The sequence below is a fragment of the Streptomyces phaeolivaceus genome (genome assembly GCF_009184865.1).
Taxonomy (GTDB): Bacteria; Actinomycetota; Actinomycetes; order Streptomycetales; family Streptomycetaceae; genus Streptomyces; species Streptomyces phaeolivaceus.
In genome coordinates, this window is record NZ_CP045096.1 from 9100154 (window position 1) to 9124936 (window position 24783).

Below are 24783 nucleotides of genomic sequence, written 5' to 3' on the forward strand. Positions count from 1 at the left end.
GAAGGTGCTCAGCCTCGTCAGCCGTGACGGGGATGCTCGGCGTAATCGGGAGGCGATGCGGGCGGTCCTGGAGGTACGCACAGTTGACGGTCTCGACCTCTGGCCTGTCGCTGAGGTCGAGCCGTTCAGCTTCCTGCCTCTCAGCGGGGAGCTGTCATCCGCTGAGGTGGGGACGGTGGTGATGCGCATCGCCGACCACAACAACGTCGACTCCGATGGCGAGCAGGCGCCACAGCCAGCCAACGCACTCGGCTCTTTCTCGCACGGACTGCTCAGACTTGAGGACGATATCGTCGCTCCCGGCGGTCTGGGAGTCATCGATACCTCCACCAGCGTCACCTTCCTGCCCGGCTGCTGTGACGGGCTGGAGAGCCGGCGCGACTGGCATCGGTTCGTCGACGACGGCAATCTGCTCGGGTTCGGCCACGATCCCGTGTCACCCGTTGCGGAGCGCTTCGGAGACATCGTCAGGCACCGACTGGACATCCGAGCACGTGCCTGACTACCGCACTCCCGTCACAGCTGCTCTCGCCTGTGTTCTCGACCTGCCCGATCCGGCCGTGAGACCGGAGCCATAGGGCGATCGGCTCGGCTCTTCCAGCAGCCAAGGTGGGGCCGGGCAAAGCCATCGTGCGTGACGTAGTGACCACGTTCGCCCGTACCTGCCCGGGTACTTCGATGTGCACGCCGACACGGAACGCGGTCCACCGTTCGGTCTCCACCCGGGCCCGGTCGAAGCCAAGCACCTGGGCGACAGCCGAGTTGAGGTTGTCGCAGCGGACCCTGCCGGTGGGCACACCTGCGAGCACGCTGAAAGCGTGGACGTGCCCTTCGAAAAAGGCCTCCTGGCCGCCGGAGGCGGAGACCCGGTGCACCGCCTTGCCGGAGTACGACAGGCGGAAGGAGAACAGGCTGCACTTGACCTGCTGGCCGGCCAGACGGATGGTCACGTCCCCGAAGCCGACCTCCGCTTCGGCGCCCGGACGGTGGGACTGCGGCACGAATGCCTTCGCGATGCCCCGGCCCGCAGCGATCCGGATCTCGTCACGACGTTCCGCGACGTAGGCGCGGACGAGCCCGTATGCAAGGTCGACAGCGCCGTACTCGGCGACCAGCCGGTCGAAGACCCGCTTGGCCGTGTGCTGTTGCTTCCGCGGAGCGGTGGGGTCCGCCCGCAGCATCTGATCGACCAGCCCCTTGTAGGGGTCCAGGCGCGTCTTGCGCACCGTCCGGAAACCCACCCCGTACTTGTGATGCAGAGCACGGTTCGACAGCCCGGCCCGAGAATCACGGCGGAGCGCCGCGTGCAGATCGACCTTGGACATCGGCGGCATACACGCCCCCTCATCACCTGGAGCACTTCGATGCTCCCACCGCAAGCACCCCGCTGGTGGTGAAACTCAGCGATACCGATCCCAGACGAGACCGGGTGCTGTCGCCGCTGACCGACAGGCGGTGCCACCACTCACCCGCACAGCCAGTCGAGCGATGCGTGAACAAGTGGAAGCAGTTCCGAGCCGTGGCCAAGCGGTATGACAAGCGCGCCTACATCTTCAACGGCACCCTCACCGTCACAGCGATCGTCATCCTGCTCCGCGACACCGTCCAAGAGCCATCAGAAACGGCCTAGTACTGCAACGGTTCTTGTTCTGAGTGCTGGGCAGTTTTCAGGGGCTGTGTCCGCGTTGTTCGTAGTGGCTGGTGCGGGGACATCACTGTGACGCCGCTCGCCCGGTACCCGTCGGTGATCGGCTGGCTCCCATGGCCGGTCGGGTCGCGGTGATGCGGGAGATGGCTTCGAGGGTCAAGTCATACGGGTGCGGTTCGGTGGCCAGGGCGCGGTGGAGCGTCAAGCCCTCGATGAGAGCGTCGAGTTGGCGGGCTGTGTCCGGGTCGAAGTGCTTCTCAAGATGGACTCGGCTGCGGCGCATCCACTCGTGGGTGAGGTGCCGGTAGATCGGCTGGCGAGCGGCGAGTGTGTACAGCTCCTGGGTGAGAACGAGGTCGCGTCGGCTGCCTTCGGACAGCGCGTGCACGAGGTCCGCCACGGCCACTCGGGCCTGGTCGCGGTCGGCCGCGGCGGCGAGGTGGGCGTCGAAGACCGCGACGATGTGATCGGCGAAGCGACTGAAGGCATCCTGGAGCAGCTGGTCGATACCACTGAAGTGGTAGGTCATCGATCCGAGGGGTACGCCGGCCCGTGCGGCGATCTTCCGGTGCGAGACCTGCGCGATGCCCTCTTCGGCGATGAGGTCGAGCGTCGCGGCGATGATGCGTTCACGTCGCTTCGGGTCCGTGTGTCCGGTTGCCATGGTGTCAGGATCACAGGTTCCGGACGGGTCGCGCGGGGTTGCCCACGGCGACGACATCGGCCGGTACGTCCCGGGTGACGACGGCACCGGCGCCGATGACGGAGTTGTCTCCGATGGTCACGCCTGGCAGGACGACGGCCCCGCCCCCCAGCCAGACGTTGTTGCCGATGGTGATCGGTTTGGCGGCTTCGAGTTTGTCGCGGCGAGGTTGCGGAGCCACGGGATGGGTGGGGGTGAGCAGTTGGACGCCGGGCCCGATCTGGCAGTCGTCGCCGATGGTGATCGCGGCGACGTCCAGCGCGGTCAGGTTGTAGTTGACGAAGGTGCGGGCACCGATCGTGATGTTGCTGCCGTAGTCGACGAACAGCGGTGGCCGCACGTGGGTCCCGTCTCCCACGGAACCGAGGAGTTCGGAGAGGATGGCCTGGGCGGCAGCGGGGTCCTCGATGTAGGCAGCCTGGTAGCGGGCCGCCAGCATCCCGGCCCGCCGCAGCTTACGGGCGATCTCGGGGTCGTCGGCGATGTAGAGGTCGCCCGCCAACATGCGTTCCAGATTCGTGCGCGGGTCCAGCGCGAAGTATTCCTCCGACATGTACGCAACATACAGCCCAAGCGTACGAACGTACATCCCGGGCTGTCGCGGGCCCCGGCGAACGAGGTCGGCCGGCCTGGGGACTCATGCGCGCCGGGTCTGCAGAACTCCCGCGAGCAGCATCACGAGCAGTCCCGCGAGCGGTATCACCAACAGCCCGGTCCGAAGGCCGGCCGCATCGGCGACGAGCCCGACGACCGGTGGGGAGAACAGGAAGCCCAGGCGCATGAGCCAGGAAATGATCGTGAGCCCCGATCCCGGCTTGAGACCGGGGAGTTCGTCGGCTGCCTGAAGTGTGGCAGGCACCAGGGTCGCCACTCCGAATCCGGCCGCGGCGAAACCGAGGACCGTCCCGGGGACGGTAGGCACGGCGAGGGCCAGGCCCATGCCTGCCGCGGCGACGAAGCCGCCGACACGGGCCACGGAGCGCTGGCCGAACCGGTCGACGAGCCGGTCGCCGATGAGGCGGCCGACGAACTGAGCACCGACCAGGGCGATGTAGCCCCAGGCCGCCTGCGCCGCCGTCGTACGCAGGGAGTCGGCGAGATAGACGGCGGCCCAGGAACTGCCGGCCTCCTCGACGAGTGTGCCGGCCACGGCGATGAGGACGAGCGCGGCCAGCACGAGACGGGGGTGCGTGCCCGTCGCGGCTCGCCGTGTCCGCTGTGGTGGGCGGGCTTCGGCGTCAGGGTCCGCGGCCGGCTCGGTTTCGGGACCGGGCAGGCAGAACCGCAGGGCGACACAGGCCACGGTTGCGCACAGCGTCGCCGAGATCAGCAGGTGCTGTCCCCGGGAGAGTCCGAGCGCGATCGCGCCGGCCCCCATGGATCCACCGACTACGGCTCCGATGGACCAGACGGCGTGGAAGGAGTTGATGATCGAGCGTCCGTAGCGGCGCTGTACACGCAGGCCTTGGGCGTTCTGCGCGACATCGGTGATCGCGTCCGTCGCTCCGGCCAGGAGCAACGCTCCCGCGAACACCATCACCGAGTCCGCCATGCCGGCGGCGAGTATTCCCATGCCCGTCAGCGTGGTACCGATGACCGCCACTCGTGCCGAGCCCATCCTGCGGATGAGGATCGAGGCTGCCATCCCGGCCGCGATGGCGCCTGCCGGGAAGGCCACCACTGCCAGTCCGTAGGCCGCGTTGCCGATGCCGAGATCCTCCTTGATCTGCGGATACCTCGGCAGAAGATTGGCGAGCAGGGCCCCGTTGGTGAAGAACAGCACGGCAACGGCCACACGGGCCTGCCGTGCGGCCTGGGCAGGTCCGCGCAGGGTGTCAACAGTCATGCGGGGACCTTACAAGCAGAGCGTACGAACGTACACTCTGCCTCTGTCCGGAGCCCGGGGGAGGAGGGGGAGTGCCCGGTGCCCTGCCGTTTCTTCGGCAGGGCGTCGACGAGGTCGGCTACCGGCTGCCGGCTACCGGCTGCCGCGCCTGGCCGAGGCCGTCCGGTGCGGCGAGGCGCGCTTCACGGTCGGGCGCCGAGGGACGAGCCGTGGTGCGACGTCGGCCTCGGTGAGAGCCACCAGGGCGGCGTGGTCGGGGGAGAGGGAACAGGCCGGGTCGGTGCGGGTGGCATCCCCCGTCAGGGCGTGGGCCTGGCACCGGCAGCCGCCGAAGTCCTCGGTGCGGCGCTCGCAGGAACGGCAGGGAGAGGGCATCCAGTCGGTACCGCGGTAGGCGTTGAAGGCCGGTGACTCCTCCCAGATCCAGCGCAGCGACCGGTCGGCGACGTTCGGCGGGTCCAGGCCGGGCAGCGACGCCGCGGCCGGGCAGGGCAGGGCCGTGCCGTCGGGCGTGACGGTGAGCGATACGGCACCCCAGCCGCCCATGCACGGCTTGGGCGTGCCGGAGAAGTAGTCGGGCACCACCCAGGTGATGTCCAGGGTGCCGTCCAGACGCTTCCGTTCGCGCTCCACCACCTCGCCGGCCGCCCGGAGTTGTTCCCGGCTCGGCATGAGCGCGGCCCGGTTGAGCAGGCCCCAGCCGTAGAACTGGGTGTTGGCGAGTTCGACGCGGTCCGCCCGCCAGTCGACGGCCAGGGCGATCAGGTCGGCCACGGCGTCGAGGTTGTGGCGGTGCAGGACCACGTTGACGCCGAGCGGGAGGCACCGCTCCTTCACGAGCCGGGCCGCCGCCAGCTTGGCGTCGAAGGACCGACGGCCGGCGATCTCGTCGGAGCGGCCGGGATCGGCGTGCTGGACGGACAACTGCACACTGTGCAGACCGGCGTCGACCAAGGAGTCGATCCGTTCCGCGGACAGACCGTCGCCGCTGGTCACCAGCTGGGTGTACAGCCCGGCGTCCACCGCGGACCGGGTGATCTCCTCCAGGTCCCGGCGCAACAGGGGTTCGCCGCCGGAGAGATGGGTGTGCAGTACGCCGAGCTCCGCTGCCTGCCGGAAGACGTCGGCCCACTGTGACGTGCCCAGTTCCTGTGAACGTCGGGTCAGTTCCAGTGGGTTGGAGCAGTATCCGCACCGGAGCGGGCAGGCGTGGGTCAGTTCGGAGAGCAGGGCCCAGGGCGGAGCGGGAACGGTCATCGCAGACAGCCTTCCGTGCGCAGCCGGTGCAGGAACGAAGTGACCTCATGGCGTACGCGGGACTCGCCGCCGGCGCCGGCGCCAATGTCGGTGTCGGCGCCGGCCGAGAGGCGTGCGGCGATCTCGTCGACGGTCCGGCTGCCGTCGCACAGTTCGAGGACGGCCCGCCCGGAGCCGTGCAGGACGACGACCCGTTCGGGGAGCAGCAGGACATCGGCCCCCCGCACCCGGTCGTGGCGCAGCACCGCCGCCGGGAGGACACGGGGCCGCCAGAGCTGTGGCTCGCCCATCACGGTGTCTCCCGCCGCTCCGCCCCCTGCACGCTGTCGAGCAGGCTCCACAGCACGTCGCACTTGAACGAGAGGGCCGCGAGCGCGCGGTCCTGCTGGTCGCGACTCACCGCCCACTCCTTCACCCAGGCCAGTGCCTCGCTTCCGTCGCGGCGTCCCTGGGGGACACGGCCGCGGAAGTAGGACAGACCGGCGGAATCGATCCAGGGGTAGTGCAGCGGAAACGTCTCCAGACGGGTCAGCATGATCGATGGTGCGCACAGTTCGGTCAGGGACGAGGCAACGGCTTCGAGTCTGTCGTTGTTGCGGCAGAAGTTGACATAGCCGTCGACGGCCAGCCGGACACCGGGCAGCAGATGCCGGTGAGTCAGCAGTTCATGTCGGGCGAGACCCACCGCCTCGCCCAACCGGAGCCACTTCTCCAGTCCTCCGTCCTGGTCGGTGAGCCCGTCGTGGTCCTGGATGCGCCGGAGCCAGGAGCGACGCTGGGCGGGCAGGTGGAGCTTGGCCAGGATGTGGGCGTCCTTGATGGGGATGTTGCACTGGTAGTAGAAGCGGTTCGCCACCCAGAGCCGTAGTTCGGCGGGGCTCAGTTCGCCTTGGTGCATACGCCGGTTGAAGGGGTGGCGGTCGTGGTAGCGGGCCGTGGCCAGCTCGCGCAGCCGGGCCTCCAGTTGCTCCTCGTCCCACGCGCCGAGGCCCGGGCTGCCCGGGTCGGCCCCGCCCGGCTCCGGCCGTGTGGCGAGGGCGGTCTCGAAGCCGGTCGTGGTCACAGGGACACCACCATCCTGTCCTCGGCCACGCGCAGGCCCAGGCCGGCGAGCCGTTCGTGTGCGGGGTCGCCGGGGTCGACCAGCGGGTTCGTGTTGTTGAGATGGGTGTAGTAGACCCGCGCGCCGACCCGGCTCAGGCGTCCGGCGGTGCCTTCGGGACCCTCGATGGGCAGATGCCCCATCCCCGAGGCGGTGCGTCGGGAGATGCCGAGGCGGCGCGGCTCGTCCTCGTCGAGGAAGGTGCCGTCGAGCAGCACGCAGTCGGTTCCGGCGATCTCGTCGCCGAGGGCGTCGCTCCAGGCGGCGAGGGCCGGCGCGTACAGCGCGCTCCTGCCCGTCTCCGGGTCGTGCACGTTGAGTGCCGTGCTCCAGGCGGGGTGGGCCGGTTCGTCCGCCGCGTAGCGCGGTCGTTTGTCCGACAGGGGCAGGGCGCTCACCCGCAGTCCCGCGATCTCGGCCGGTTCGCCGACGCCGGTCAGTGGGAGTTCGTGCCAGGTGAGGGTGGTGTAGGGGGAGAGGATGTCGGTGAGCGGCAGCCGTGCGGTCAGGGCCTTGTGCACGGGTTCCGTGCACCAGACATCGATCCGCGCGGCCTCGCGCAGCCGCAGCAGCCCGAGGGTGTGGTCCAGTTCCGCGTCGGTGAGGACGACCCGGATCACGGGGGTGCGTTCCTGTCCGGCCCCGGGCCGCAGCGAGGGGTGGCCTTCCAGCTGTTCGGCGACGTCCGGTGTGGCGTTGGCGAGGAACCAGGCGCCCGGGTCGGCCGCGTGCACGGCCAGGCCGTCATGGAGCCGGCGGCGGGAGGGGTGCCGGCGTGCCCCGGCGCAGCCGGGGCACGCACAGTTCCACTGGGGTAGGCCGCCACCGGCTGCTGTCCCGAGAACGCGCAGCAGCACGGCCGGCGCCTACTTCTCGCGCAGCGAGTAGGCGGTGACCTCCAGGGCGGTGTCGACCACCGTGAAGTCGGGGGTCTGCCAGTCGGCGGACGGCTGCCCGGACGGCTGGGGCTGGTGGTGGAGCTGGGGCTGCGGTTCGTTGTGCATGACGACCTGCCTTTCGAGTGGGTGACGTAGGTGTGGCGGTTGAGATGGATGTGGTGGGTGTGGAACGGATCGCGGGTCCCGGGACCCGCGATGCCCGGTGGCCGCCGCCCGCCGACGGCGGCCACACGTCATGTGCAGAACGGCTTCTTGCCCATGGCCGACTCGATGCCGCCGAGGATCAGCTTCTGGAACTCGGCGGCTCCCGGGAAGGATCCGTCGGTGCTGAAGGCCTTGGCGTCGTGTCCGAGCGTGGTGAGCCAGGCGCGACCGCCGTCGTAGTACTGGCACCAGGCGACCGCGTGGTCGTCCCCGTGCCCGGGGTGGTGGTAGTTGCCCTTGACGCCCCTGGCGAGGGTGGTCTCGTCGACCTCGGCGAGGACACGGACCCGGGTCGGGGCGGGTACGAGGTTGTACCACTCGTCGGAGAACTCCCACCTGCGCGGCAGCGACTTGGTGGAGGCGTCCTTGCTGTTGACGGTGCGGACCGTGCCGGGCTGCGCGGGACCGTGGTCGTAGAAGTTCGCGTTCCCGAGCAGACCCTCGTACCAGGGCCAGTTGTACTCGGTGCCGAAGGCGTTGTGCACCCCGACGAAGCCACCGCCCCCGCGGATGTACTGTCGCAGCGACGTCTGCGCCGCGTCGTCGAGCGTGTCGCGGCTGGTCGAGAAGAAGATGACGGCGTTGTACTTGAACAGGGCCGCGGCCGAGGCGAGTTGGGTGACGTCCTCGGTGTAGTCGACCTGGAAGCCGTTGTCGGACCCCATCCTCAGCAAGGCCTTCTGCACGACGTTGGCGTCGCTCACCGGAGGGTTCAGCCCGGTGCCCAGGGCGGGGCCGAGGTTGGCGTGCCGGGGGCCGGCGGTACGGGTGTACAGCAGGACCTTGAACCCCTTGGAGGTGTCGAAGTTGCCCCAGTCGTGGTAGCAGCGCACGTCCACACCGCGGCACACGCCGTAGTCGGGGTCGCCTAGTTGCCGGGCCCCCCGGTCGCCGCCGCCCTGAGCGACGCTGAGTGTGCCGGTCGCCACCAGCGCGACCGTGATGCCGAGGGTTCCGGCGACACTGGTGAGAGCGGCGGTGAGAGGTCGGATACGGCGTCTCGGTCTGGCGGTTGTCGTCATGCGGTGGTCCTCACGGTGTCTGGTGGCGGGTGAGGTGGTGCCGGGCAGCGGTGCGCTACTTCACGACGACCTTGCCGGTGCTCTGCGGCGCGGCCGGGTCGTTGTAGAAGTACTCGCCGGGGGTGTCGAACGTGTACGTGTAGGACTGGCCCGGCATGAGCAGGCCGGTGTCGAACTCGGCGTCGAAGAAGGCGACCGCGCCGTGCGCGGACCTGTTGTCGGCCGGGTTGACGAAGGTGACGGCGGTGCCCTTGGCGATGCTCAGGTGCTGCGGCGACATGGCGTTCTGGACCACGAGGTTCTCGGTGGTGCCGGGGGCGTTCTTGGCGCTGTCCCAGACGCGGCCCAGGGTGATCGTGTTCTGGGCGGTCTCGCCGGTGACGGCGGCGGTCCGGATCTGGTTGCGCCTGGACGGCGGTGTGGGTGCCGCCGCGGGCTCCACGCTCCCCCCTATCTTGAACGCCCACAGATGGTCGCCCTTGGGGATGTCCGGGTAGGGCAGGCCGTTGCCTCCGGCGAGTACGGCGACGTACTGCTCACCGTCGATCTCGTACGTCAGCGGACTGGTGTGGACGCCCGCTCCGCACTGCCAGGTCCACAGTTCGCTGCCGTCACGGTCGTCGAGGGCGGTGAGCACACCGTCGGGCCGGCCCTGGAAGAGGACACCGCCGGCCGTACTGAGGATGCTGTTGCCGTGTGCCAGGGACCAGTCGCCCTCCTGCCGCCAGGCGACCGTGTTGGTGCGTGGGTCGACCGCGACGAGGCCGCCGGCGAAGTACTCGCCGAGCGGGCGCGCGGTGTTGACCCGGCCGCCGTGTGTGTTGGAGTAGGCGGAGTTGATCAGGCCGTAGCCGACATAGACCAGGCCGGTGCGGTGGCTGAAGGAGGGGAAGGACCAGTCGGCGGCGCCGCCCGCGCCGGGGAACAGGATCGTGGCCCGGTCCCAGTGGACCTCGAACAGGCCGCCGGTGGGGTAGAAGGGCACCGGCCGGGTGGCCTTGTCGAAGCGCGGTGCGGTGTCGACGAAGGGCTCGCCGCCCGGGAAGGGCTGGGTGGGTGAGGTCTTCTGCGCCTTGTGCTGGGGCACCGGCCGTTCCTCCATGCCGTGCACGGGTTCGCCCGTCGCGCGGTCGAGGATGTAGTACATGCCGGTCTTGCTGCCGTAGACGACGACCCGGTGCTTCTTTCCCTTGATCAGGATGTCGGCGAGCACCGGGGACATGACCCCGTCGTAGTCCCAGATGTCGTGGTGGACGGACTGGAAGTGCCAGCGGCGCTCGCCGGTCTTGGCGTCGATGGCGACCAGACTGTTGGCGAAGAGGTTGTCGCCGCCCCGGGTGGAACCGTCGGTGCGGGGATAGGGGTTGCCGAACGTCCAGTAGACGATGCCCAGTTCGGGGTCGACCGCGGGATGGATCCAGCACACCGCGCCGCCGGTCTTCCAGGTGTCGCCCTCCCAGGTGTCGTGACCGTACTCGCCGGGACCGGGGGCGCCCCAGAAGACCCAGGCGACCTCGCCGGTGGAGGCGTCCAGCGCGTACGCGCGGCCCCGCGCGCCGCCGGTGCTGCCCTGGGTGCCGATGTACACCAGCCCGTCCCAGTACACGGCGGCTCCGGCCAGACTGCCCCTGCCGCTGCCGTCCTCGGTCATGAGTTCGCGGGACCAGACGACCGCACCGGTCTTCTGGTCGAGGGCGTGCACCTTGTTGTCGCCGGAGATGGTGAAGGCCAGGCCCTTGCCGAGGGCGAGACCTCTCATGTTGGTGGTTCTGGTACCGACCTTCGTCTTCCACTTCACGTCGCCCGTGCGACCGTCGACGGCGAAGACGTTCTGCTGGGTGGTGGCGAGGTAGAGGACACCGTCCTGGGCGATGACGGCGCACTGCTGGTGGTTCGAGGTGGAGCCGCCCTCCAGGTTCACATGCCAGGCGCCGCCCAGCTTGCCGACGTTCCCGGCGTTGATCTTCTTCAGCGAGGAGTGGTTCTGGTTGCCGAGGTTGCCGCCGGCCTTGGGAAAGTTCCTGCCGGTGGCGGCGTGGGACTGGGTGGGCACCGGGCGGCCTAACTTGTCCGGTGCGGCCGCCTCGGCGGTGCCGTTGTTGAGGAGGGCGACGGTGGTCGCCGTCCCGGCGGCTGTCGAGGTGAGGAAACTACGTCTGTCCATGGTCCCTCTTTCATGGCGGGTGCCTGGCGGGCGCTGACGGACACGTCGGTGACGGTGCCGATGTGTCTCAGCTGGGGAGGGAGGAGCGAGGAGCGAGGAGCGAAGCGGATCATGGTCCGCTGTACGGTTCGAGCGATCCGTACCGTGGTTGCCGATGGGCGGAAAGCTACGTTAGGGATGTGCCACGGGTGTGACAAGGGGGGCGACGTGGATTGTCACGGGTCTTTCGGCTGCGGCAGCCGGGCCGGCAGCACGTTGCGCGGAAGGGGGCCCTTGTTGCGGCGGCCCTGTCCGCTCTCCTCCCAGGCGTGGGCGAGGATCCCCACGGAACGGCTGAGCACGAACAGGCCCCGGGCGAGCGGCGCGGCGAAGCCCAGCTCGGCGTAGATGACGGCCGTCGCGCCGTCGATGTTCATCGGGACCGGCCGGGCTCCGGCCCTGCGGCGGCGCAGGGCCTCCTCGACGGCGAGGGCGCCGTCCAGGAAGTCTCCGCCGACGACGCCGTCGGCGACCGCCTGCCGCACCAGGCCGAGCAGGGGGCCGCTGCGGGGGTCGACGGGGTGGAAGCGGTGCCCGAACCCGGGGAGATAGCGGGAACGGCTCTGCCATGCGGCCATGACCTCATGGGCGGCGTCGTCCCAGCCGAGGCCGGAGGTGTGCAGGGTACGGATGTCGGTGAGCATCTCCACACACTGCTGACCCGCTCCGCCGTGAGCGTCCCCCAGCATGTTGACTCCGGTCGCGACGGCGTTGTTGAGCCCGATCCCGCAGGTCGCCGCCATCCGGGCGGCGGCGATGGAGGGGGCCTGGGGGCCGTGGTCCACGCCCGCGACCAACGCCGCTTCGAGCAGGGCGGATTCCGGCGGTGAGGGCGTCGTGCCCCGCAGCATCAGCCAGATGACGTCCACCAGGCTCGCCCTGCCGATGAGATCCTGGACCGGTCGGTCGCGCAGTTCGATGCTGCCGGGCTCGATATGGCTGACCGCCGTGGCCCACCACAGGGCGGCCTCGTCCGGGGAACTCGTCATGAGGCGGCGGCCTCTCCGGCGGACGCGGTGGCCCCGGCCACCGGGGTGGACCAGCGTCGTGCCAGCTTCCGTCCCTCGGTGTTGTGCTGGCCCAGCAAGGGTGGCGGAGCGGGCGGACCGAACGACTCCCCGTCGACGAGCACACCGCTTCCCACCACCCGGAGCGGCTGCCCCGCGCGTCCCGGGTGACTCAGCTCGGTGACGAAGCCGCGGTACGCCAGTTGGGGCTGCTCCAGGGCCTCGGGCACGGTCAGGACACGAGCCGCGGGCACACCGGCGGCGTTCAGCTCGCGTTCCCAGTCGGCGGCCGGGCGTGCGGCCAGGGCCCGGTTCAGCGCGGTGTTGAGCTCGGCCCGGTGGCTCTTGCGCCCTTCGCGCTCGCTGAAGCGGACGTCGGTGATCAGCTCGGGGACGCCCGCGAGACGGCACAGGGTCTCGAACTGCTGTTGCTGGTTGGCGGCGATGTTGAGCGGGCCGTCCAGGGCGTGGAAGGTGCCGGAGGGAGCGGCGGTCGGATTCTGGTCGCCCAGCGGCTGTGGCGGGACGCCGCTGACGAGGTAGTTGGAGACGGCCCAGCCCATCGCGGACAGCGACGCCTCCAGCATGGAGACATCGAGTCTGCTGCCGGCACCGGTGCGCTCGCGGCGCAGCAGCGCGGCACTGATCGCGAACGCCGCCATCAGCCCTCCCGTGGTGTCGCAGACCGGGAAGCCGATGCGCTGCGGGGCGGTGTCCTCGGTCCCGGTGACGCTCATCATTCCGGTCAGGCCCTGGACGATCTGGTCGTAGGCGGGAGCGTCACTCAGCGGGCCGGTGTGCCCGAAGCCGGAGATGGAGCAGTAGACGAGGCGTTCGTTGAGCTGGGCGAGGCGTTCGGCGCCGTAGCCCATCCTCTCCAGCACGCCCGCCCGGAAGTTCTCCAGCAGCACGTCCGTACCGGTGAGGAGTTCCTCGAAGAGGGCCCGGTCCGCCGTGTCCTTCAGATCGAGTTCGAGCGACTTCTTGCCCGCGTTCTGAGCGAGGAACGAGGCCCCGACTCCGTCACGGTTGAGCGAGGGATCGGGGCCGAGGCTGCGGGCGAGATCTCCCTGCCCGGGGCGTTCGATCTTGACGACCTCGGCACCCATGAGCATCAGCTGATAGCTGCAGTAGGGCCCGGCGAGTACGTTCGTCAGGTCCAGAACGCGTACTCCGTCAAGTGGGCGAACGTGCATACAGCGTCTCCTTCCAGCGGTACCGCGCGCGGCTCCGCTGTCGGCGTACTGGCTAGGTTCGCGGCCCCAGGGGATGCTGGAAGCCCTGCGAGGCGATGCGGGCGGCCGTCTCCAGCAGATCGCCCGCGAAGTCCTCGGTGGCTCCCGCCGGGATACGCGCGCTGGGGCCGCTGAGCGAGAGTGAGGCGACGACCACCCCCGACTGGCTGCGGATCGGTACGGCGACGGCCGTGAGGCCGACATCGCGCTCACCGTGGCTGACCGCGTAACCGTGGGTCGCCGACTCCTGCGCCCACAGCCGCAACTGCTCGACGTGCGGCACTCCGTGGGGCGAGTCGGCGGCGATCCGTTGCAGAAGGCCGTCGGTGGCACCGATGAGCAGCACCTTGGAGGAGGCGCCGGCCCACAGGGGCAGTTCGTCGCCCACGCGCACCACATGCCGCAGGGGCTGCGGGCTCTCCTGCTGGGCGACGCAGACACGATGGATGTCGCGGCGGATCATGAGATTCGCCGTCTCGCCCCGTCGCTCGACCAGCTCGCGCAGCAACTTCTGTGTGTCGGGCGGCAGTTCCCAGCTGGTGTGTGCCAGATGGGCCCAGCGCCACAGGCCGGGGCCGGCCGCGTAACCGCCCGGTGTGGCCCAGAGCAGTCCGTACTGCTCCAGGGTCTGCACCAGGCGTACCACGGTGGTCTTGGGCAGACCGGTGGCGTCGACCATGTTCTTCAGAGGGACGGTGGGCTGATCCTCGGTCAGCAGCGACAGAATGTCCAGAGCGCGGCGCACGCTGCGTACACCGCCGCCCGGTCCTTGCTCCGCGTCCACGTTCTCTCCTTCGCGAGTGGGGGACCGCCGCTGCCCGGTGAACGGGCGCGACGTCTGGAGCGACAGCTTCCATCAGGGGAGCCGTCTTCGGAAATCCCGGGTCCCAACTTCCTGGCGCCGACCTATTGCCACGGTCTCCTGGTGCCCGTACGTTACACGCCAGTCCATAGAGCAGTCCACGAAAACCATCAGATGGTTTTTTGGGGAGACGTGATGCTGCAAGACCTGCTCAAGGCCGCCGACCAGAACGAGGTGGTCGAGGCCCTTCCCTATCTGTCCGGATCGTGGGGTGGTGAGGGTCCACCCCTGGAACGCACCGGTCCCTACCTGCGGCGCACGGTCAGTCGCGTACCCACCGCGACGGCCGGTGACATCGACACCGCCGTGACCCTGGCCGGCCGCTACGCCCGGCAGATGGCCGATCTCGCCCCCGCCGCGCGGGCCGACATCCTGGAGGCCGCCGCACGCGGCGCCACCGCCCAGCGCGACCGGCTCGCCCGCCTCCTCGCCCTGGAACTGGGCAAACCGCTGAAGGACAGTCGCACCGAGATCGACCGGGTGGCCTCCACGTTCGCCGTCTGCGCGGCCGAGGCCCGCCGCGTCGACGGCGAGAACCTGCCCGTGGCCGGCTGGAACACCGGCATCGGCAACACTGCCCTCACCTACCGGGCACCGGCCGGCGTGGCCCTGGCGATCACCCCGTTCAACGCGCCCGCCAACCTGCTCGCGCACAAGCTGGGCGCCTCCTTCGCCGCGGGCAACACCACCCTGGTCAAGGCTCCGCCCCAGGCCCCGGCCACCTCCGCCGCCGTCGTCGCCCTGCTCCTCGACAGCGGCATGCCCCACCAGGCGGTCCAGTTGCTGCACGGCGGGGGAGAGGTCGGCGCCGCCCTGTGCGGCGCCGACGCGGTGAGCGTCATCAGCTTCACCGGCAGCGCCGAGACCGGGGCGGCGGTGGCCCGTGCCGCCGGCGCCAAACGGCTGGCCCTCGAACTCGGCGGGAACGCCGCGACCGTCGTCTGCGAGGACGCCGACACCGCCGCCGCGGCGAAGGTCTGCGCGCGCACCGGCTACAGCAACTCCGGCCAGAGCTGTATCTCCGTACAGCGGGTGTACGTTCACCGCGGCCGCTACGAGGAGTTCCTCGACGCCTTCACGGCGGCGGTCGACGACCTCGTCATCGGTGATCCCCTGCTGGAGACCACCGACATCGGCTCCATGGTCGACGAGAACGCGGCCGAACGCGTGGTGGCCTGGTCGGAGGAGGCCCGGCGACTGGGCGCGCGCGTGATCCGGGGCGGCACCCGCGACGGCGCCACCGCCGCACCGACGATCGTCGCCGACCCGCCCCCGCACGCCTCGGTGGTCGTGCACGAGGTGTTCGGCGCGCTGGTCTCCGTACTGCCCTACGACGATTTCGACACCGTGATCGAGCAGTGCAACACCAGCCGGTACGGACTCCAGGCCGGCCTCTTCACCCACGACATCACCCGTATCCTCACCGCCTGGCGGCGACTGGAGGTCGGCGGACTGATCGTCAACGGCTCCTCCAACTTCCGCCTCGACCACGTGCCCTTCGGCGGTGTGAAGGACTCCGGCTTCGGCCGCGAGGCCCCCCGCTGGCTGATCGACGACTACACCGTCGTCAAGACCCTCATGCTGCGCGGCCTGTCCGTCTGGGGCGACAGCCGCGAGCTGCCCAAGGAGAACCCGTGACCACCGTGACCGCCGCCGAGGCCCTCGTCGCCCAGCTCGAGTCGTACGGCGTCGAATACGTCTTCGGTACCTGTGGACACACCAACATCGCCCTCCTCGACGCCCTCGGACCGAGTGCGATCGAATTCGTCATCGCCCGTCACGAACAGGCCGCCGCGCACGCCGCCGACGGCTACGCACGCGCCACCGGCCGCCCCGGCGTCCTGCTCACCCACGTCGGCCCCGGCATGATGAACGCCGTCACCGGCGTCGCCACCGCCGCCCTGGACTCCGTCCCGCTGGTCGTCATCACCGGCGACATCCCCTCCTACTACCACGGCCGCCATCCCCACCAGGAGGTCAACCTCCACGCCGACGCCGACCAGAGCTCCATCTACCGGCCGTTCTGCAAGCGCACCTGGGCGGTGCAGCGCGTGCGGGACCTGCCGCGCGTCACCGAGCGGGCCTTCTTCACGGCCGCCAGCGGACGCCCCGGCGCCGTCCTGGTCAACATCCCCATGGACCTCTTCAACCGGCAGGTCTCGCCCTACGCCGACGGCCACCCGCTCCCCGGCCACCTCGGCAGGCCCGGACTGGACGAGCAGACCGCCGGCCGGATCGCCGACGCGCTGCTCGGGGCGGAGCGCCCGCTGATCTACTTCGGCGGCGGCTTACGCGGTCCCGCCGCCCGCGCCGAACTGCTCACCCTGGCCGAGCACCTCGACATCCCCCTCGCCCACTCCCTCATGGGCAAGGGCGTCATCTCCGACCGGCACCCCCTGCTCCTGGGCATGCCCGGCTTCTGGGGGCTGGAGACCACCCACGAACACACCAGGGGCGCCGACGTCGTGCTCGCGCTCGCCACCCGCTTCGCCGAGACGGACGCCAGCTCCTGGGACGCCGTCCACACCTGGAACTTCCCGCCGAGCCGACTCATCCAGATCGACATCGACCCCGCCGAGATCGGCCGCAACTACCCGGTGCACATCGGTGCCGTCGCCGACGTGGAGCTCGCCCTGGGCGAGATCGTCGCGGCGGTCAGGGCCCGGCAGACCACCGCCCTCACCCGTCCGGGCCTGCGGGACACGATCACCGCCGCGCGCGGCGCCGTCTTCGACGCGGCCCGGGAGGCCGGACGCGGCGACGACTTCCCGCTGCGCCCCCAGCGCATCCTGGCGGACCTGCGCGACGCCCTGCCCGACGACGCCGTCCTCGTCACCGACGTCGGCTGGAACAAGAACGGCGTCGCCCAGTGCTACGAACTGCCCGACCAGGGACGCTTCATCACCCCGGGCGGCGCCTCCACCATGGGCTTCGGCCCCGCCGCCGCGGTGGGCGTGCAGATCGCCCGGCCCGAGCAGGTCGTGGTCGCCCTCATCGGTGACGGCGGCATGAGCGCCCAGCTGCCCGCGGTGCCGATGGCCGTCGAACAGGGCGCGCCCGTCATCTTCGTGGTGATGAACAACCGCGCCCACGGCACCATCGCCGATCTACAGGCCTCGTCCTTCGGACGGTCCTACGGATGCGAGTTCACCGACGCCGAGGGCCGGCCCTACAGCCCCGACTTCGCGCGGTACGGCGAGTCCTGCGGCGCCGACGGCTACACCGTCACCGCGCCCGGCGAGCTGCGCAAGGCACTGGAGGCCGCCGTCGCCCGCCGCCGCCCCGCAGTGCTGGACGTACCCATGGTCAACGAACCGGTCCCCACCCCCGGCCACTGGAACATCAAGGACATCTACGCCGGCCGCTTTCCGGCCGACGCCGTCTGACCGGAGCCACCGCGCAGGCCCGCACCGACTTCGCCGACCGGACCACGGCGGGCAGGCGGGGACGCGTCGCCTCCCCCCACACAGCCACTGTCCATCCCACGTCTTGCACGAGGTGACTCCTATGCCCCGCTCATCCCGCCCCTCCGCTCCGCGTACCGCACTCGCCGCGGCGATCGCCCTGACCGCGGCCCTGACAGCATGCAGCGCCCCGGGCGAGTCCGACAGTGACACCGGGTCCGGCTCGGGCCCCATCAAGATCGCAGTCGTCAACGCCCGCAGTGGACAGCTCTCCTCGCTGGGGGACTGGGAGTACAAGGGCGCCAAGCTCGCCATCGACGAATGGAACGACAAGGGCGGCATCAACGGCCGCAAGATCGAGCTGAAGTCGTTCGACGACCAGGGCGACCCGACCGCGGGCACCAACCTGGCACGCAAGATCGACAGTGAGAACTACATCGCGATGATCGGCACCGCCGAGAGCGCGGTCACCATCGCCATGGCGCCGGTGCTGCAGCAGGCCGAGATACCGAACATCACCTCCGGCCAGTCGGACGGCCTCGTCGCCCTGAAGAGCCCGTTCCTGTTCCTGAACGGCCCCACCAGCACCACCTACGACACCACCCTGGCCAAGTACCTGATCCAGGACAAGGGTTACAAGAAGATCGCGATGATCACCAACAACGGCTCCTTCGGCAAGGGCGAGCACGACGCCTTCGCCAAGGCGGCCAAGGACCTCGGTGTCACCCCGGTCACCGACCAGGTGGTCACCACCGACCAGAAGGAGTTCAGCGCCGCCCTCACCGCGATCCGCTCCAAGAAGCCCGAGGTCGTCTTCATCGGCTCCGAGGAGGTCGAGGCCGGCCTCATCGTCAAGCAGGCCCGGGAGCTCGGCATCACCGTCCCGTTCGCCGGCGCGGCCCCCCAGGGCACCCCCGTGTTCATCGACACCGCGGGCAAGGAAGCCGCCGAGGGGACCATCGTCAGCTCCCCCTATCTGAGCAACGACATCAGCCCCGCGGCGCAGAAGTTCGCCGCCGCGTACGAGGCGGCCTACGACGAGGAGGCGGAGCTGCACGGCGCGAAGGCCTACGACGGCGCCACCATCCTGCTCACCGCCCTGAAGAACAGCGATGTCGCCACCGGCAAGAAGCTCGCCGACGCCATCCGAGCGACCCACCACGACGGACTGCTCGGCCAGTTCCGCTACGGACCCGACGGCGTCGGCATCACCAGGACGACCATCGGCGTCATCCAGGACGGCAAGCTCGTCGAGCAGAAGTGAGATGAGAACGACGTGCAGGACACCCTTCAGACCCTTGTCGGCGGCCTGAGCCTCGGTGCCGTCTACGCCCTGGTGGCGATGGGCTTCTCCCTCGTCTACCGCACCATGGGACTGGTCAACTTCGCCCACGCCGACATCGCCATGATCGGCGCCTACGCCGCCTCCACCTTCTACCTCACCTCCCAACTCCCCTTCGCCGTCTCGATGGTGGTGGCCATCGTCATCACCGGGGTCATCGGCCTGGTCATCGAGCGGGTCCTGCGCCCGCTGGAGAACAAGGACTTCGACCTGATGCTGATCGGCACGATCGGCTTCGGCATCGTCCTCCAGGCCCTGGCCATCATCATCTGGGGCACCACCGGCCGCGCGGTGCCCTCACCACTGGACTCCGCGCCGCTGGACGTCTTCGGCATCCGGGTACGCACCTACGACCTGCTGGTCATGGCCGTCGCCGCGCTCGCCGTGGTCTCCCTCGCCTACTTCCTCTCCCGCACCAAACGCGGCGCGGCCATGCAGGCCGTGGCCATGGACCACGAGGCGGCCACCGCCGTCGGCATCGACGTCGGCCGCAGCAACGCCCTCGCCTTCGCCATCGGAGCGGGTCTGGCCGCCCTCGCCGGCGGCCTGGTCGGCCCCATGCTCTACGTCGACGCCTCCCTCGGCGGCGCCCTCGGCATCAAGGGCTTCGCCGCGGCGATGCTCGGTGGCTTCGGCTCCATCCCCGGAGCCGTGGTCGGCGGGATCGCCATCGGCGTCCTCGACTCCTACGCCGCCGGCCACTTCCAGGGCTACTCGGTACTGGTCACCTTCCTCGTCTTCACGGTGGCGATCATGGTCCGGCCCATGGGCATCTTCGGCGAAAGGACGGTCAGCCGCGCATGAGGTCCCGCCTGATCACCACCGGCGTCGTCGTCCTCGCCGCCTGGGCACTCCCGTACGGCCTGGGCGGCTACACCATCCATGTCGTCAACATCGCCCTCATCTACGCCCTGCTCGCGATCGGCATGGGCCTGGCCATGGGGGTCTCCGGCCAGATCAACCTCGCCCAGGTCGCGTTCTTCGGTGTGGGCGCCTACACCGTGGCCATCCTCACCACCCACTACGGCCACGGATTCTGGGTCTCGGCACTGCTCGCCGTCCTGGCCACCGTCGTCGTCGGCCTCTTCGTGGGCATCCCCGCCCTGCGGATGCAGTCCCACTACCTGGGCATCGTCACCCTCGGCCTCGCCCTGGGCTTCATCAACTGGATCACCAACGCCGAGATCAGCGGCGGCGCCGACGGCATCTCGGGAATCCCTCTCCCCCCGCTGCCCGGAGTGGACCTCTCCAGCGAATACCTCTACTACTACCTGGAAGCCGTCGTCTTCGGCCTCGCCCTGCTCTTCGGCCTGTTCGTCGTCCACACCTCGCTCGGCCGCCGACTGCGCGCCATGCGGGACGACGCGCTGGCCGCCGGGGCCATGGGCGCCGAGATCCCGTTCCTGCGCATGACGGCGTTCCTGCTCGCCAGCCTCTACGGCGGCCTGGCCGGCGTCCTCTACGCCGGCCTCATCCGCTACGTGGCCCCCGAGACCTTCTCCATCGGAAACATGTTCATCCTGCTGGCCATGGTCGTCATCGGCGGCCGGCGCTCACTGGTGGGCTGTGTCGTCGGTGCCGTCGGCCTGACCCTCGTACGGGAATGGCTCTCGGACTTCTCCACCTACGCCCAGCTCGGATACGGCGTGGTCGTCGTCCTGATGGTCGTCTTCGCGCCGACCGGCCTGGCAGGCGTCCCCACCCGGCTGCGCGCGCTGTACCTGCGCCGCCGTGCCCAGCGGACCACCCGCGCGGAGCTGCGCCCCTTCATTCCCTACGCCGTCGCGGAGGACTCCGCCGACTCCGCCGACACCGGCGTCCTGCTGTCCGTGGAAGCCGTCAGCAAGCAGTTCCGGGGGCTTCGGGCGCTGGACGAGGTGACGCTCACCGTGCACCACGGCGAGATCCGTGGGGTCGTCGGCCCGAACGGATCCGGCAAGACCACCCTCTTCAACGTCATCAGCGGCTTCTACCGCGCGACGGCGGGTTCCGTGAGCTTCGCCGGCTCCGACACCACCACGGCCCGCCCCTACACACTGTCCCTGGCGGGCCTCGCGCGCACCTTCCAGAACCTGCGCCTGTTCGGCCAGCTCACCGTCCGCGAGAACATCCTCGTGGCACTCGACCGCACCCGCGCGCACACCATCTGGCAGTACGCCGTCTGGCAGCCCGGAGTCCTCGCACGCGAACGCGGGCTGCGCGCCCAGGCCGACGAGATCCTCGAACGGTACGGCCTCGTCGACTTCGCGGAAGCCGACCCCTCCTCCCTCCCCTACGGCATCCAGCGCCGCATCGAGATCGCCCGCGCCATGGCGGCCCGGCCACGGCTGCTGCTTCTCGACGAGCCGGCGGCGGGGCTCAACGGCGAGGAGGTCCAGCAGCTCATCCGTATCGTCCGCTCCATCCGCGACAGCGGAACCACCGTGGTCCTCATCGAACACAACATGGGACTGGTCATGTCCCTCTGCGAGAAGATCACCGTCCTGTCCAGCGGAAGGGTCATCGCGGAAGGCACGCCCCAGGAGGTCGTGTCCGCACCGGAGGTCATCGAGGCCTACCTCGGCGACTCCGAACTCGCCGAACTCGACCTCGGAACACCCCGGTCCGCCGCACCACCGGACCGTGCGAAGGAGGCCACCTCATGAAGGTCGGCGGAGCCGAAAAGGTCCAGCGTCTGACCGTGGAGGACCTGAGTGTGCACTACGGCGGTGTCTGCGCCGTGAGTTCCATCGGGTTCACCGTCGAGCCGGGAGAGTCCGTCGGCATCATCGGCGCCAACGGGGCCGGGAAGACCTCCACCCTCAAGGCGCTCATGGGCCTCGTCCCCCGCAGCAGCGGCCGGATCCGTCTGGGCGACCGCGACCTGACCGGCGTCAAGGCCCGCGACATGGTGCGCCACGGCATCGGCTACGTCCCGGAAGGACGGCATGTCTTCCCTGGTCTGTCCGTGGAGAAGAACCTGCTCCTCGGAGCGTACTCACGGCCCTGGGACAAGGAGACCGACCGCCAACTGGACGAGATCTACGCCCTGTTCCCCGTCCTGAGGGAGATGCGGGAACGGCTCGCGGGCGCCCTGTCCGGAGGGCAGCAGCAGATGCTGGCCATCGGCCGGGCCCTGATGACCCGGCCACGTCTGCTCGTCCTGGACGAACCGTCCATGGGCCTGTCGCCCAAGCTGGTCGGCAGCATCCTCGACGTCCTGCTCCGACTGCGCGAGGACGGGCTGAGCCTGCTGCTGGTGGAACAGAACGCCAAACTCACCTTCGGCGCGACCAACCACTGCGTCGTCATGGAGAACGGAGAGGTCGCCATGAGCGGCACCTCCGCCGAACTCAGCCACGATCCCAGGGTCAGAGAGGTGTATCTGGGGCTATGAGCGGGGGCGACGCGTCCCGCGTCGCCCCCGCACGTCGGCGCTCTTCCCGCGGCACGGATCTCCTGATACTTATAACGAACTGGTTCGTACATAACGTGGGTGGAGTCGCCGTGGCCCAGTTCTCGTACCTCGTCGGGTTCATCGGATCGGGCATCGGCCGCTCACTGGGCCTCGAACTGCACGAGCGGGAGGCGCAACGGCACGGCGGGCTGCGCTACCTCTGCCGACGAGTGAACGCCGACGCACCCGCCTTCCGCGGCCGGAGCACGGGTGAACTCCTGCGCACCTGCCGGAACTTCGGCTTCTCCGGCCTCGACATCGCCCATCCGTTCCGTACTCGCGTCGTGCCCTTCGTCAACGAACTGTCCGAGACCGCGGCGCGCGTGGGATCCGTCGATTTCATCGTCTTCACTCCGGACGGTCGAGCGATCGGGCACAACACGGACGTCGCCGGTTGTGTGGCCTCTTTCGTCAGAGGTCTGCCCGAAGTCCCGCTCGACCGTGTGGTGCAGATCGGAGCGGGCGCTGCCGGCATCGCCGCCGCGCACGCGCTGCGTGAGCGAGGAGTGCGGCACATCTCCGTCACGGATCCGACCCCCTCCCGCGCCGAAGCACTGGCCGAGCGGCTCAACCAGGGAACCGGCCCCGACTGGGCCGAGGCGTTCCCGGTCGACGCGCTGGCCTCGCGGCTGAAGCAGGCCGACGGTCTCGTCCACACCCTGACCCCGGGAAGCCGGGGATTCCGGGACACCGCGCTGTGCGAGAGCCTGCACCCAGGTCTATGGATCTTCGACGCCCATCAGCACCACGCGATCAGTACCCCGCTGCTGCGCGCGGGCAGCGAACTGGGTTGCCGCGTCCTGCACGGCGGCGGAGTGCTGGTGCACGAGACGGCCGCCGCCTTTCGGCTCGTCACGGGGCTGGCCCCGCACACTTCCCGTATGTTCGGCGACTTCGCGGACCTGACCGCCGGGCCCCTGGCACACACCTGACAGCCCGCTGATCCACGCTCGGCCGGCGAGACGGTCCCGCGCCCTGATCCTGATCCTGATCCTGATCCCGGTCGACCGGGTGGCGCGGATTCACGCTCCCGATCCTGACCGCGGCCCACCGGGTGCCGCGGATTCACAGCGTCCTCTCGGCCGTTTCCCTGCCTGCTGACCTCGGCTTCCCAGGGTCCATGACGAAGATCGGCGACATCCCCCCTGCTCACCGGCAGCGGGTGGATCCATATCCGACTCCCCGTCAGTTCCCTGCCTTCTCCCCGCGTATCCCCTGCGAAGCCGGTCAGAGTCGACCGCGTGCACGGCCGATGCGCCGGTGCGCACGGGACGCCCCACATCCCCCCACACCCGAGGAATCCATGACGCACACGAGCAGTGGTCTGCACGCCCCTCGGCGCTTTCAGTCGCCGAGGGGCGCCGACACCTTTGGTACGAACACGTCACACGCGCCGACCGTCGAGATCGTCATCCCCGTCTACAACGAGGAACGGGCCCTGCCCGGCTGCATCCGTACCCTGCACGCCCGTCTGTGTGACGAACTGCCCTACCCCTGGCGGATCACCGTGGCGGACAACGCCAGTGTCGACCGCACCCTGACTGTGGCCCGGGACCTCTGCGAGGAACTGCCCGGTGTCGGCATGGTCCACCTGGGACGCAAGGGGCGCGGTCTCGCCCTGCGTACCGTCTGGGGTTCGAGCGACGCCGACATCGTCGTCTACATGGACGTCGACCTGTCCACGGGCCTGGACGGACTGCTGCCGCTGATCGCCCCGCTGGCCAGCGGTCACTCCGATCTCGCCATCGGCAGCCGGCTGGCACCCGGCGCGCGCACGGTGCGCGGTCCTCGCCGTGAACTGATCTCACGCTGCTACAACGCGTTGATCAGAGTCACCCATGGTGCTCGCTTCAGCGACGCCCAGTGCGGGTTCAAGGCGGCCCGTACCGAGGTACTGCGCCCCCTGCTGGACCGGACCCGGGACGACGCCTGGTTCTTCGACACGGAGCTGCTGCTGCTCGCCGAGCACAACGGACTGCGTATCCACGAGGTCCCCGTCGACTGGGTGGAGGACGTCGACACCCGGGTTCACGTCGTCGGCACCGCCACCGACGATCTCAAGGGTCTGTGGCGCATGGCGCGCCTCAAGGCGTCAGGCGCCGCGCGAGTCCCGCTTCCGCGCCGCCCGCAACCCGCTGCCGAACATCCCGACGCGGTCCTCGCCTCGGACGCGGCCCGCTCCCAACTCGCCTGGCAGGTCGGCTGCTTCGTTGCCATCGGCATCGCGTCGACGGTCGGACAGGCCCTCCTGTACTGGCTGCTGCGCGGCTGGTGGCAGCCTGCCGTGGCCAACTTCGTCTCCCTGCTCGTGCTCACCCTCCTCAACACCGAGGCCAATCGAAGGCTCACCTTCCGCCACTCCGCGGACGGCATCGGTGCCGGGCGGGCGCACGCGGGCGCCGGAGCGCTGTTCGTCGTCGGCTACCTGGTCACCTCGGGCGCGGTGCTGCTCTTCCGCCACGCGGTACCGGACGCCTCGGCCGCGGCCGAGGCCCTCGTCCTCGCCGCCTCCTCGGTCCTGGTGACCGGCATCCGCTTCCTGGTGCTGCGGCTGGCCGTCTTCCGCCGCCGTACGCCCTGATCCCCTCACGACTCCCCTGAGAGCGAATCCAT

The 24783-nt window shown here is 69.8% G+C and carries 23 protein-coding genes; 9 read left to right on the forward strand and 14 right to left on the reverse strand.

Annotation, left to right across the window (positions count from 1 at the left end; genetic code table 11):
- The first annotated feature begins 4 nt into the window (after positions 1-4).
- Positions 5-502, forward strand: coding sequence for a hypothetical protein (locus F9278_RS41480; RefSeq protein WP_226967159.1), 498 nt, complete (start codon positions 5-7; stop codon positions 500-502).
- Here F9278_RS41480 and F9278_RS47805 read toward each other — a convergent pair.
- From F9278_RS47805 to F9278_RS41555, 14 genes are all read right to left on the reverse strand, one after another.
- On the reverse strand, positions 468-1334 hold the full coding sequence (locus tag F9278_RS47805) for a hypothetical protein (RefSeq protein WP_226967160.1): 867 nt from the start codon (positions 1332-1334) through the stop codon (positions 468-470). The two genes, F9278_RS41480 and F9278_RS47805, sit on opposite strands and share 35 nt — an antisense overlap.
- Positions 1335-1712: 378 nt before the next feature.
- Positions 1713-2312, reverse strand: coding sequence for a TetR/AcrR family transcriptional regulator (locus F9278_RS41495; protein ID WP_152172913.1), 600 nt, complete (start codon positions 2310-2312; stop codon positions 1713-1715).
- A 10-nt stretch (positions 2313-2322) separates the two neighbouring features.
- Positions 2323-2904 carry a sugar O-acetyltransferase gene (locus F9278_RS41500; RefSeq protein ID WP_152172914.1) on the reverse strand — a complete coding sequence of 194 codons (582 nt, stop codon included), beginning with the start codon at positions 2902-2904 and terminating at the stop codon, positions 2323-2325.
- Between the two features lie 84 nt (positions 2905-2988).
- Positions 2989-4197, reverse strand: coding sequence for an MFS transporter (locus F9278_RS41505; protein ID WP_152172915.1), 1209 nt, complete (start codon positions 4195-4197; stop codon positions 2989-2991).
- A gap of 132 nt (positions 4198-4329) precedes the next feature.
- Positions 4330-5454, reverse strand: coding sequence for a pyrroloquinoline quinone biosynthesis protein PqqE (gene pqqE / locus F9278_RS41510; protein WP_152172916.1), 1125 nt, complete (start codon positions 5452-5454; stop codon positions 4330-4332).
- On the reverse strand, positions 5451-5744 hold the full coding sequence (gene pqqD, locus F9278_RS41515; protein ID WP_152172917.1) for a pyrroloquinoline quinone biosynthesis peptide chaperone PqqD: 294 nt from the start codon (positions 5742-5744) through the stop codon (positions 5451-5453). The genes pqqE and pqqD overlap by 4 nt, the downstream gene beginning before the upstream one ends.
- A complete protein-coding gene (gene pqqC / locus F9278_RS41520) occupies positions 5744-6517 on the reverse strand; it encodes a pyrroloquinoline-quinone synthase PqqC (RefSeq protein WP_152172918.1) in 774 nt (257 codons plus the stop codon). The genes pqqD and pqqC overlap by 1 nt, the downstream gene beginning before the upstream one ends.
- Entirely contained in the window at positions 6514-7413 is a 900-nt protein-coding gene (gene pqqB, locus F9278_RS41525; protein WP_152172919.1) for a pyrroloquinoline quinone biosynthesis protein PqqB, read from the reverse strand. The genes pqqC and pqqB overlap by 4 nt, the downstream gene beginning before the upstream one ends.
- A 9-nt stretch (positions 7414-7422) precedes the next feature.
- Positions 7423-7560, reverse strand: coding sequence for a pyrroloquinoline quinone precursor peptide PqqA (pqqA, locus tag F9278_RS41530; protein ID WP_152172920.1), 138 nt, complete (start codon positions 7558-7560; stop codon positions 7423-7425).
- Between the two features lie 128 nt (positions 7561-7688).
- Entirely contained in the window at positions 7689-8681 is a 993-nt protein-coding gene (locus F9278_RS41535) for a ThuA domain-containing protein (protein ID WP_152172921.1), read from the reverse strand.
- 55 nt (positions 8682-8736) lie between these two features.
- Complete coding sequence (locus F9278_RS41540; protein ID WP_152172922.1) at positions 8737-10845, reverse strand: outer membrane protein assembly factor BamB family protein; 2109 nt, start codon at positions 10843-10845, stop codon at positions 8737-8739.
- A gap of 215 nt (positions 10846-11060) precedes the next feature.
- Positions 11061-11873, reverse strand: a complete 813-nt coding sequence (locus F9278_RS41545; protein WP_152172923.1) for a citryl-CoA lyase — start codon at positions 11871-11873, stop codon at positions 11061-11063.
- On the reverse strand, positions 11870-13087 hold the full coding sequence (locus F9278_RS41550) for a CaiB/BaiF CoA transferase family protein (RefSeq protein ID WP_152172924.1): 1218 nt from the start codon (positions 13085-13087) through the stop codon (positions 11870-11872). Before F9278_RS41550 ends, F9278_RS41545 begins: the two co-directional genes overlap by 4 nt.
- A 52-nt stretch (positions 13088-13139) precedes the next feature.
- Positions 13140-13910, reverse strand: coding sequence for an IclR family transcriptional regulator (locus F9278_RS41555; RefSeq protein ID WP_152172925.1), 771 nt, complete (start codon positions 13908-13910; stop codon positions 13140-13142).
- Positions 13911-14123: 213 nt separating this feature from the next.
- On the opposite strand from F9278_RS41555, the gene F9278_RS41560 reads away from it, so the two are divergent.
- The 8 genes from F9278_RS41560 to F9278_RS41595 all read left to right on the forward strand — a co-directional run bounded on the left by F9278_RS41560 (position 14124) and on the right by F9278_RS41595 (position 24751).
- Positions 14124-15626 carry an aldehyde dehydrogenase family protein gene (locus tag F9278_RS41560; protein WP_193241866.1) on the forward strand — a complete coding sequence of 501 codons (1503 nt, stop codon included), beginning with the start codon at positions 14124-14126 and terminating at the stop codon, positions 15624-15626.
- Positions 15623-17374 (forward strand): thiamine pyrophosphate-binding protein, encoded by a 1752-nt coding sequence (locus F9278_RS41565; RefSeq protein ID WP_226967161.1) that lies wholly within the window; start codon positions 15623-15625, stop codon positions 17372-17374. The genes F9278_RS41560 and F9278_RS41565 overlap by 4 nt, the downstream gene beginning before the upstream one ends.
- 121 nt (positions 17375-17495) lie before the next feature.
- On the forward strand, positions 17496-18656 hold the full coding sequence (locus F9278_RS41570) for an ABC transporter substrate-binding protein (RefSeq protein WP_152172927.1): 1161 nt from the start codon (positions 17496-17498) through the stop codon (positions 18654-18656).
- A 12-nt stretch (positions 18657-18668) separates the two neighbouring features.
- The gene (locus F9278_RS41575) at positions 18669-19538 is read left to right on the forward strand and encodes a branched-chain amino acid ABC transporter permease (RefSeq protein WP_152172928.1); all 870 of its coding nucleotides are present in this window, start codon (positions 18669-18671) and stop codon (positions 19536-19538) included.
- Entirely contained in the window at positions 19535-21379 is a 1845-nt protein-coding gene (locus tag F9278_RS41580) for a branched-chain amino acid ABC transporter ATP-binding protein/permease (RefSeq protein ID WP_152172929.1), read from the forward strand. Before F9278_RS41575 ends, F9278_RS41580 begins: the two co-directional genes overlap by 4 nt.
- A complete protein-coding gene (locus F9278_RS41585; protein WP_152172930.1) occupies positions 21376-22110 on the forward strand; it encodes an ABC transporter ATP-binding protein in 735 nt (244 codons plus the stop codon). The genes F9278_RS41580 and F9278_RS41585 overlap by 4 nt, the downstream gene beginning before the upstream one ends.
- Before the next feature lie 110 nt (positions 22111-22220).
- Complete coding sequence (locus F9278_RS41590; protein WP_193241867.1) at positions 22221-23102, forward strand: shikimate dehydrogenase; 882 nt, start codon at positions 22221-22223, stop codon at positions 23100-23102.
- 371 nt (positions 23103-23473) lie between these two features.
- Complete coding sequence (locus tag F9278_RS41595; protein ID WP_152172932.1) at positions 23474-24751, forward strand: bifunctional glycosyltransferase family 2/GtrA family protein; 1278 nt, start codon at positions 23474-23476, stop codon at positions 24749-24751.
- The last annotated feature ends 32 nt before the right edge of the window (positions 24752-24783 follow it).

Bases quoted from the DNA above. Each gene is read 5' to 3' on its own strand.
- F9278_RS47805 (WP_226967160.1), bottom strand. From the start codon at position 1,334: ATGCCGCCGATGTCCAAGGTCGATCTGCACGCGGCGCTCCGCCGTGAT.
- F9278_RS41495 (WP_152172913.1), bottom strand. From the start codon at position 2,312: ATGGCAACCGGACACACGGACCCGAAGCGACGTGAACGCATCATCGCC.
- F9278_RS41500 (WP_152172914.1), bottom strand. From the start codon at position 2,904: ATGTCGGAGGAATACTTCGCGCTGGACCCGCGCACGAATCTGGAACGC.
- F9278_RS41505 (WP_152172915.1), bottom strand. From the start codon at position 4,197: ATGACTGTTGACACCCTGCGCGGACCTGCCCAGGCCGCACGGCAGGCC.
- pqqE (WP_152172916.1), bottom strand. From the start codon at position 5,454: ATGACCGTTCCCGCTCCGCCCTGGGCCCTGCTCTCCGAACTGACCCAC.
- pqqD (WP_152172917.1), bottom strand. From the start codon at position 5,744: ATGGGCGAGCCACAGCTCTGGCGGCCCCGTGTCCTCCCGGCGGCGGTG.
- pqqA (WP_152172920.1), bottom strand. From the start codon at position 7,560: ATGCACAACGAACCGCAGCCCCAGCTCCACCACCAGCCCCAGCCGTCC.
- F9278_RS41535 (WP_152172921.1), bottom strand. From the start codon at position 8,681: ATGACGACAACCGCCAGACCGAGACGCCGTATCCGACCTCTCACCGCC.
- F9278_RS41540 (WP_152172922.1), bottom strand. From the start codon at position 10,845: ATGGACAGACGTAGTTTCCTCACCTCGACAGCCGCCGGGACGGCGACC.
- F9278_RS41545 (WP_152172923.1), bottom strand. From the start codon at position 11,873: ATGACGAGTTCCCCGGACGAGGCCGCCCTGTGGTGGGCCACGGCGGTC.
- F9278_RS41550 (WP_152172924.1), bottom strand. From the start codon at position 13,087: ATGCACGTTCGCCCACTTGACGGAGTACGCGTTCTGGACCTGACGAAC.
- F9278_RS41560 (WP_193241866.1), top strand. From the start codon at position 14,124: ATGCTGCAAGACCTGCTCAAGGCCGCCGACCAGAACGAGGTGGTCGAG.
- F9278_RS41570 (WP_152172927.1), top strand. From the start codon at position 17,496: ATGCCCCGCTCATCCCGCCCCTCCGCTCCGCGTACCGCACTCGCCGCG.
- F9278_RS41580 (WP_152172929.1), top strand. From the start codon at position 19,535: ATGAGGTCCCGCCTGATCACCACCGGCGTCGTCGTCCTCGCCGCCTGG.
- F9278_RS41585 (WP_152172930.1), top strand. From the start codon at position 21,376: ATGAAGGTCGGCGGAGCCGAAAAGGTCCAGCGTCTGACCGTGGAGGAC.
- F9278_RS41595 (WP_152172932.1), top strand. From the start codon at position 23,474: ATGACGCACACGAGCAGTGGTCTGCACGCCCCTCGGCGCTTTCAGTCG.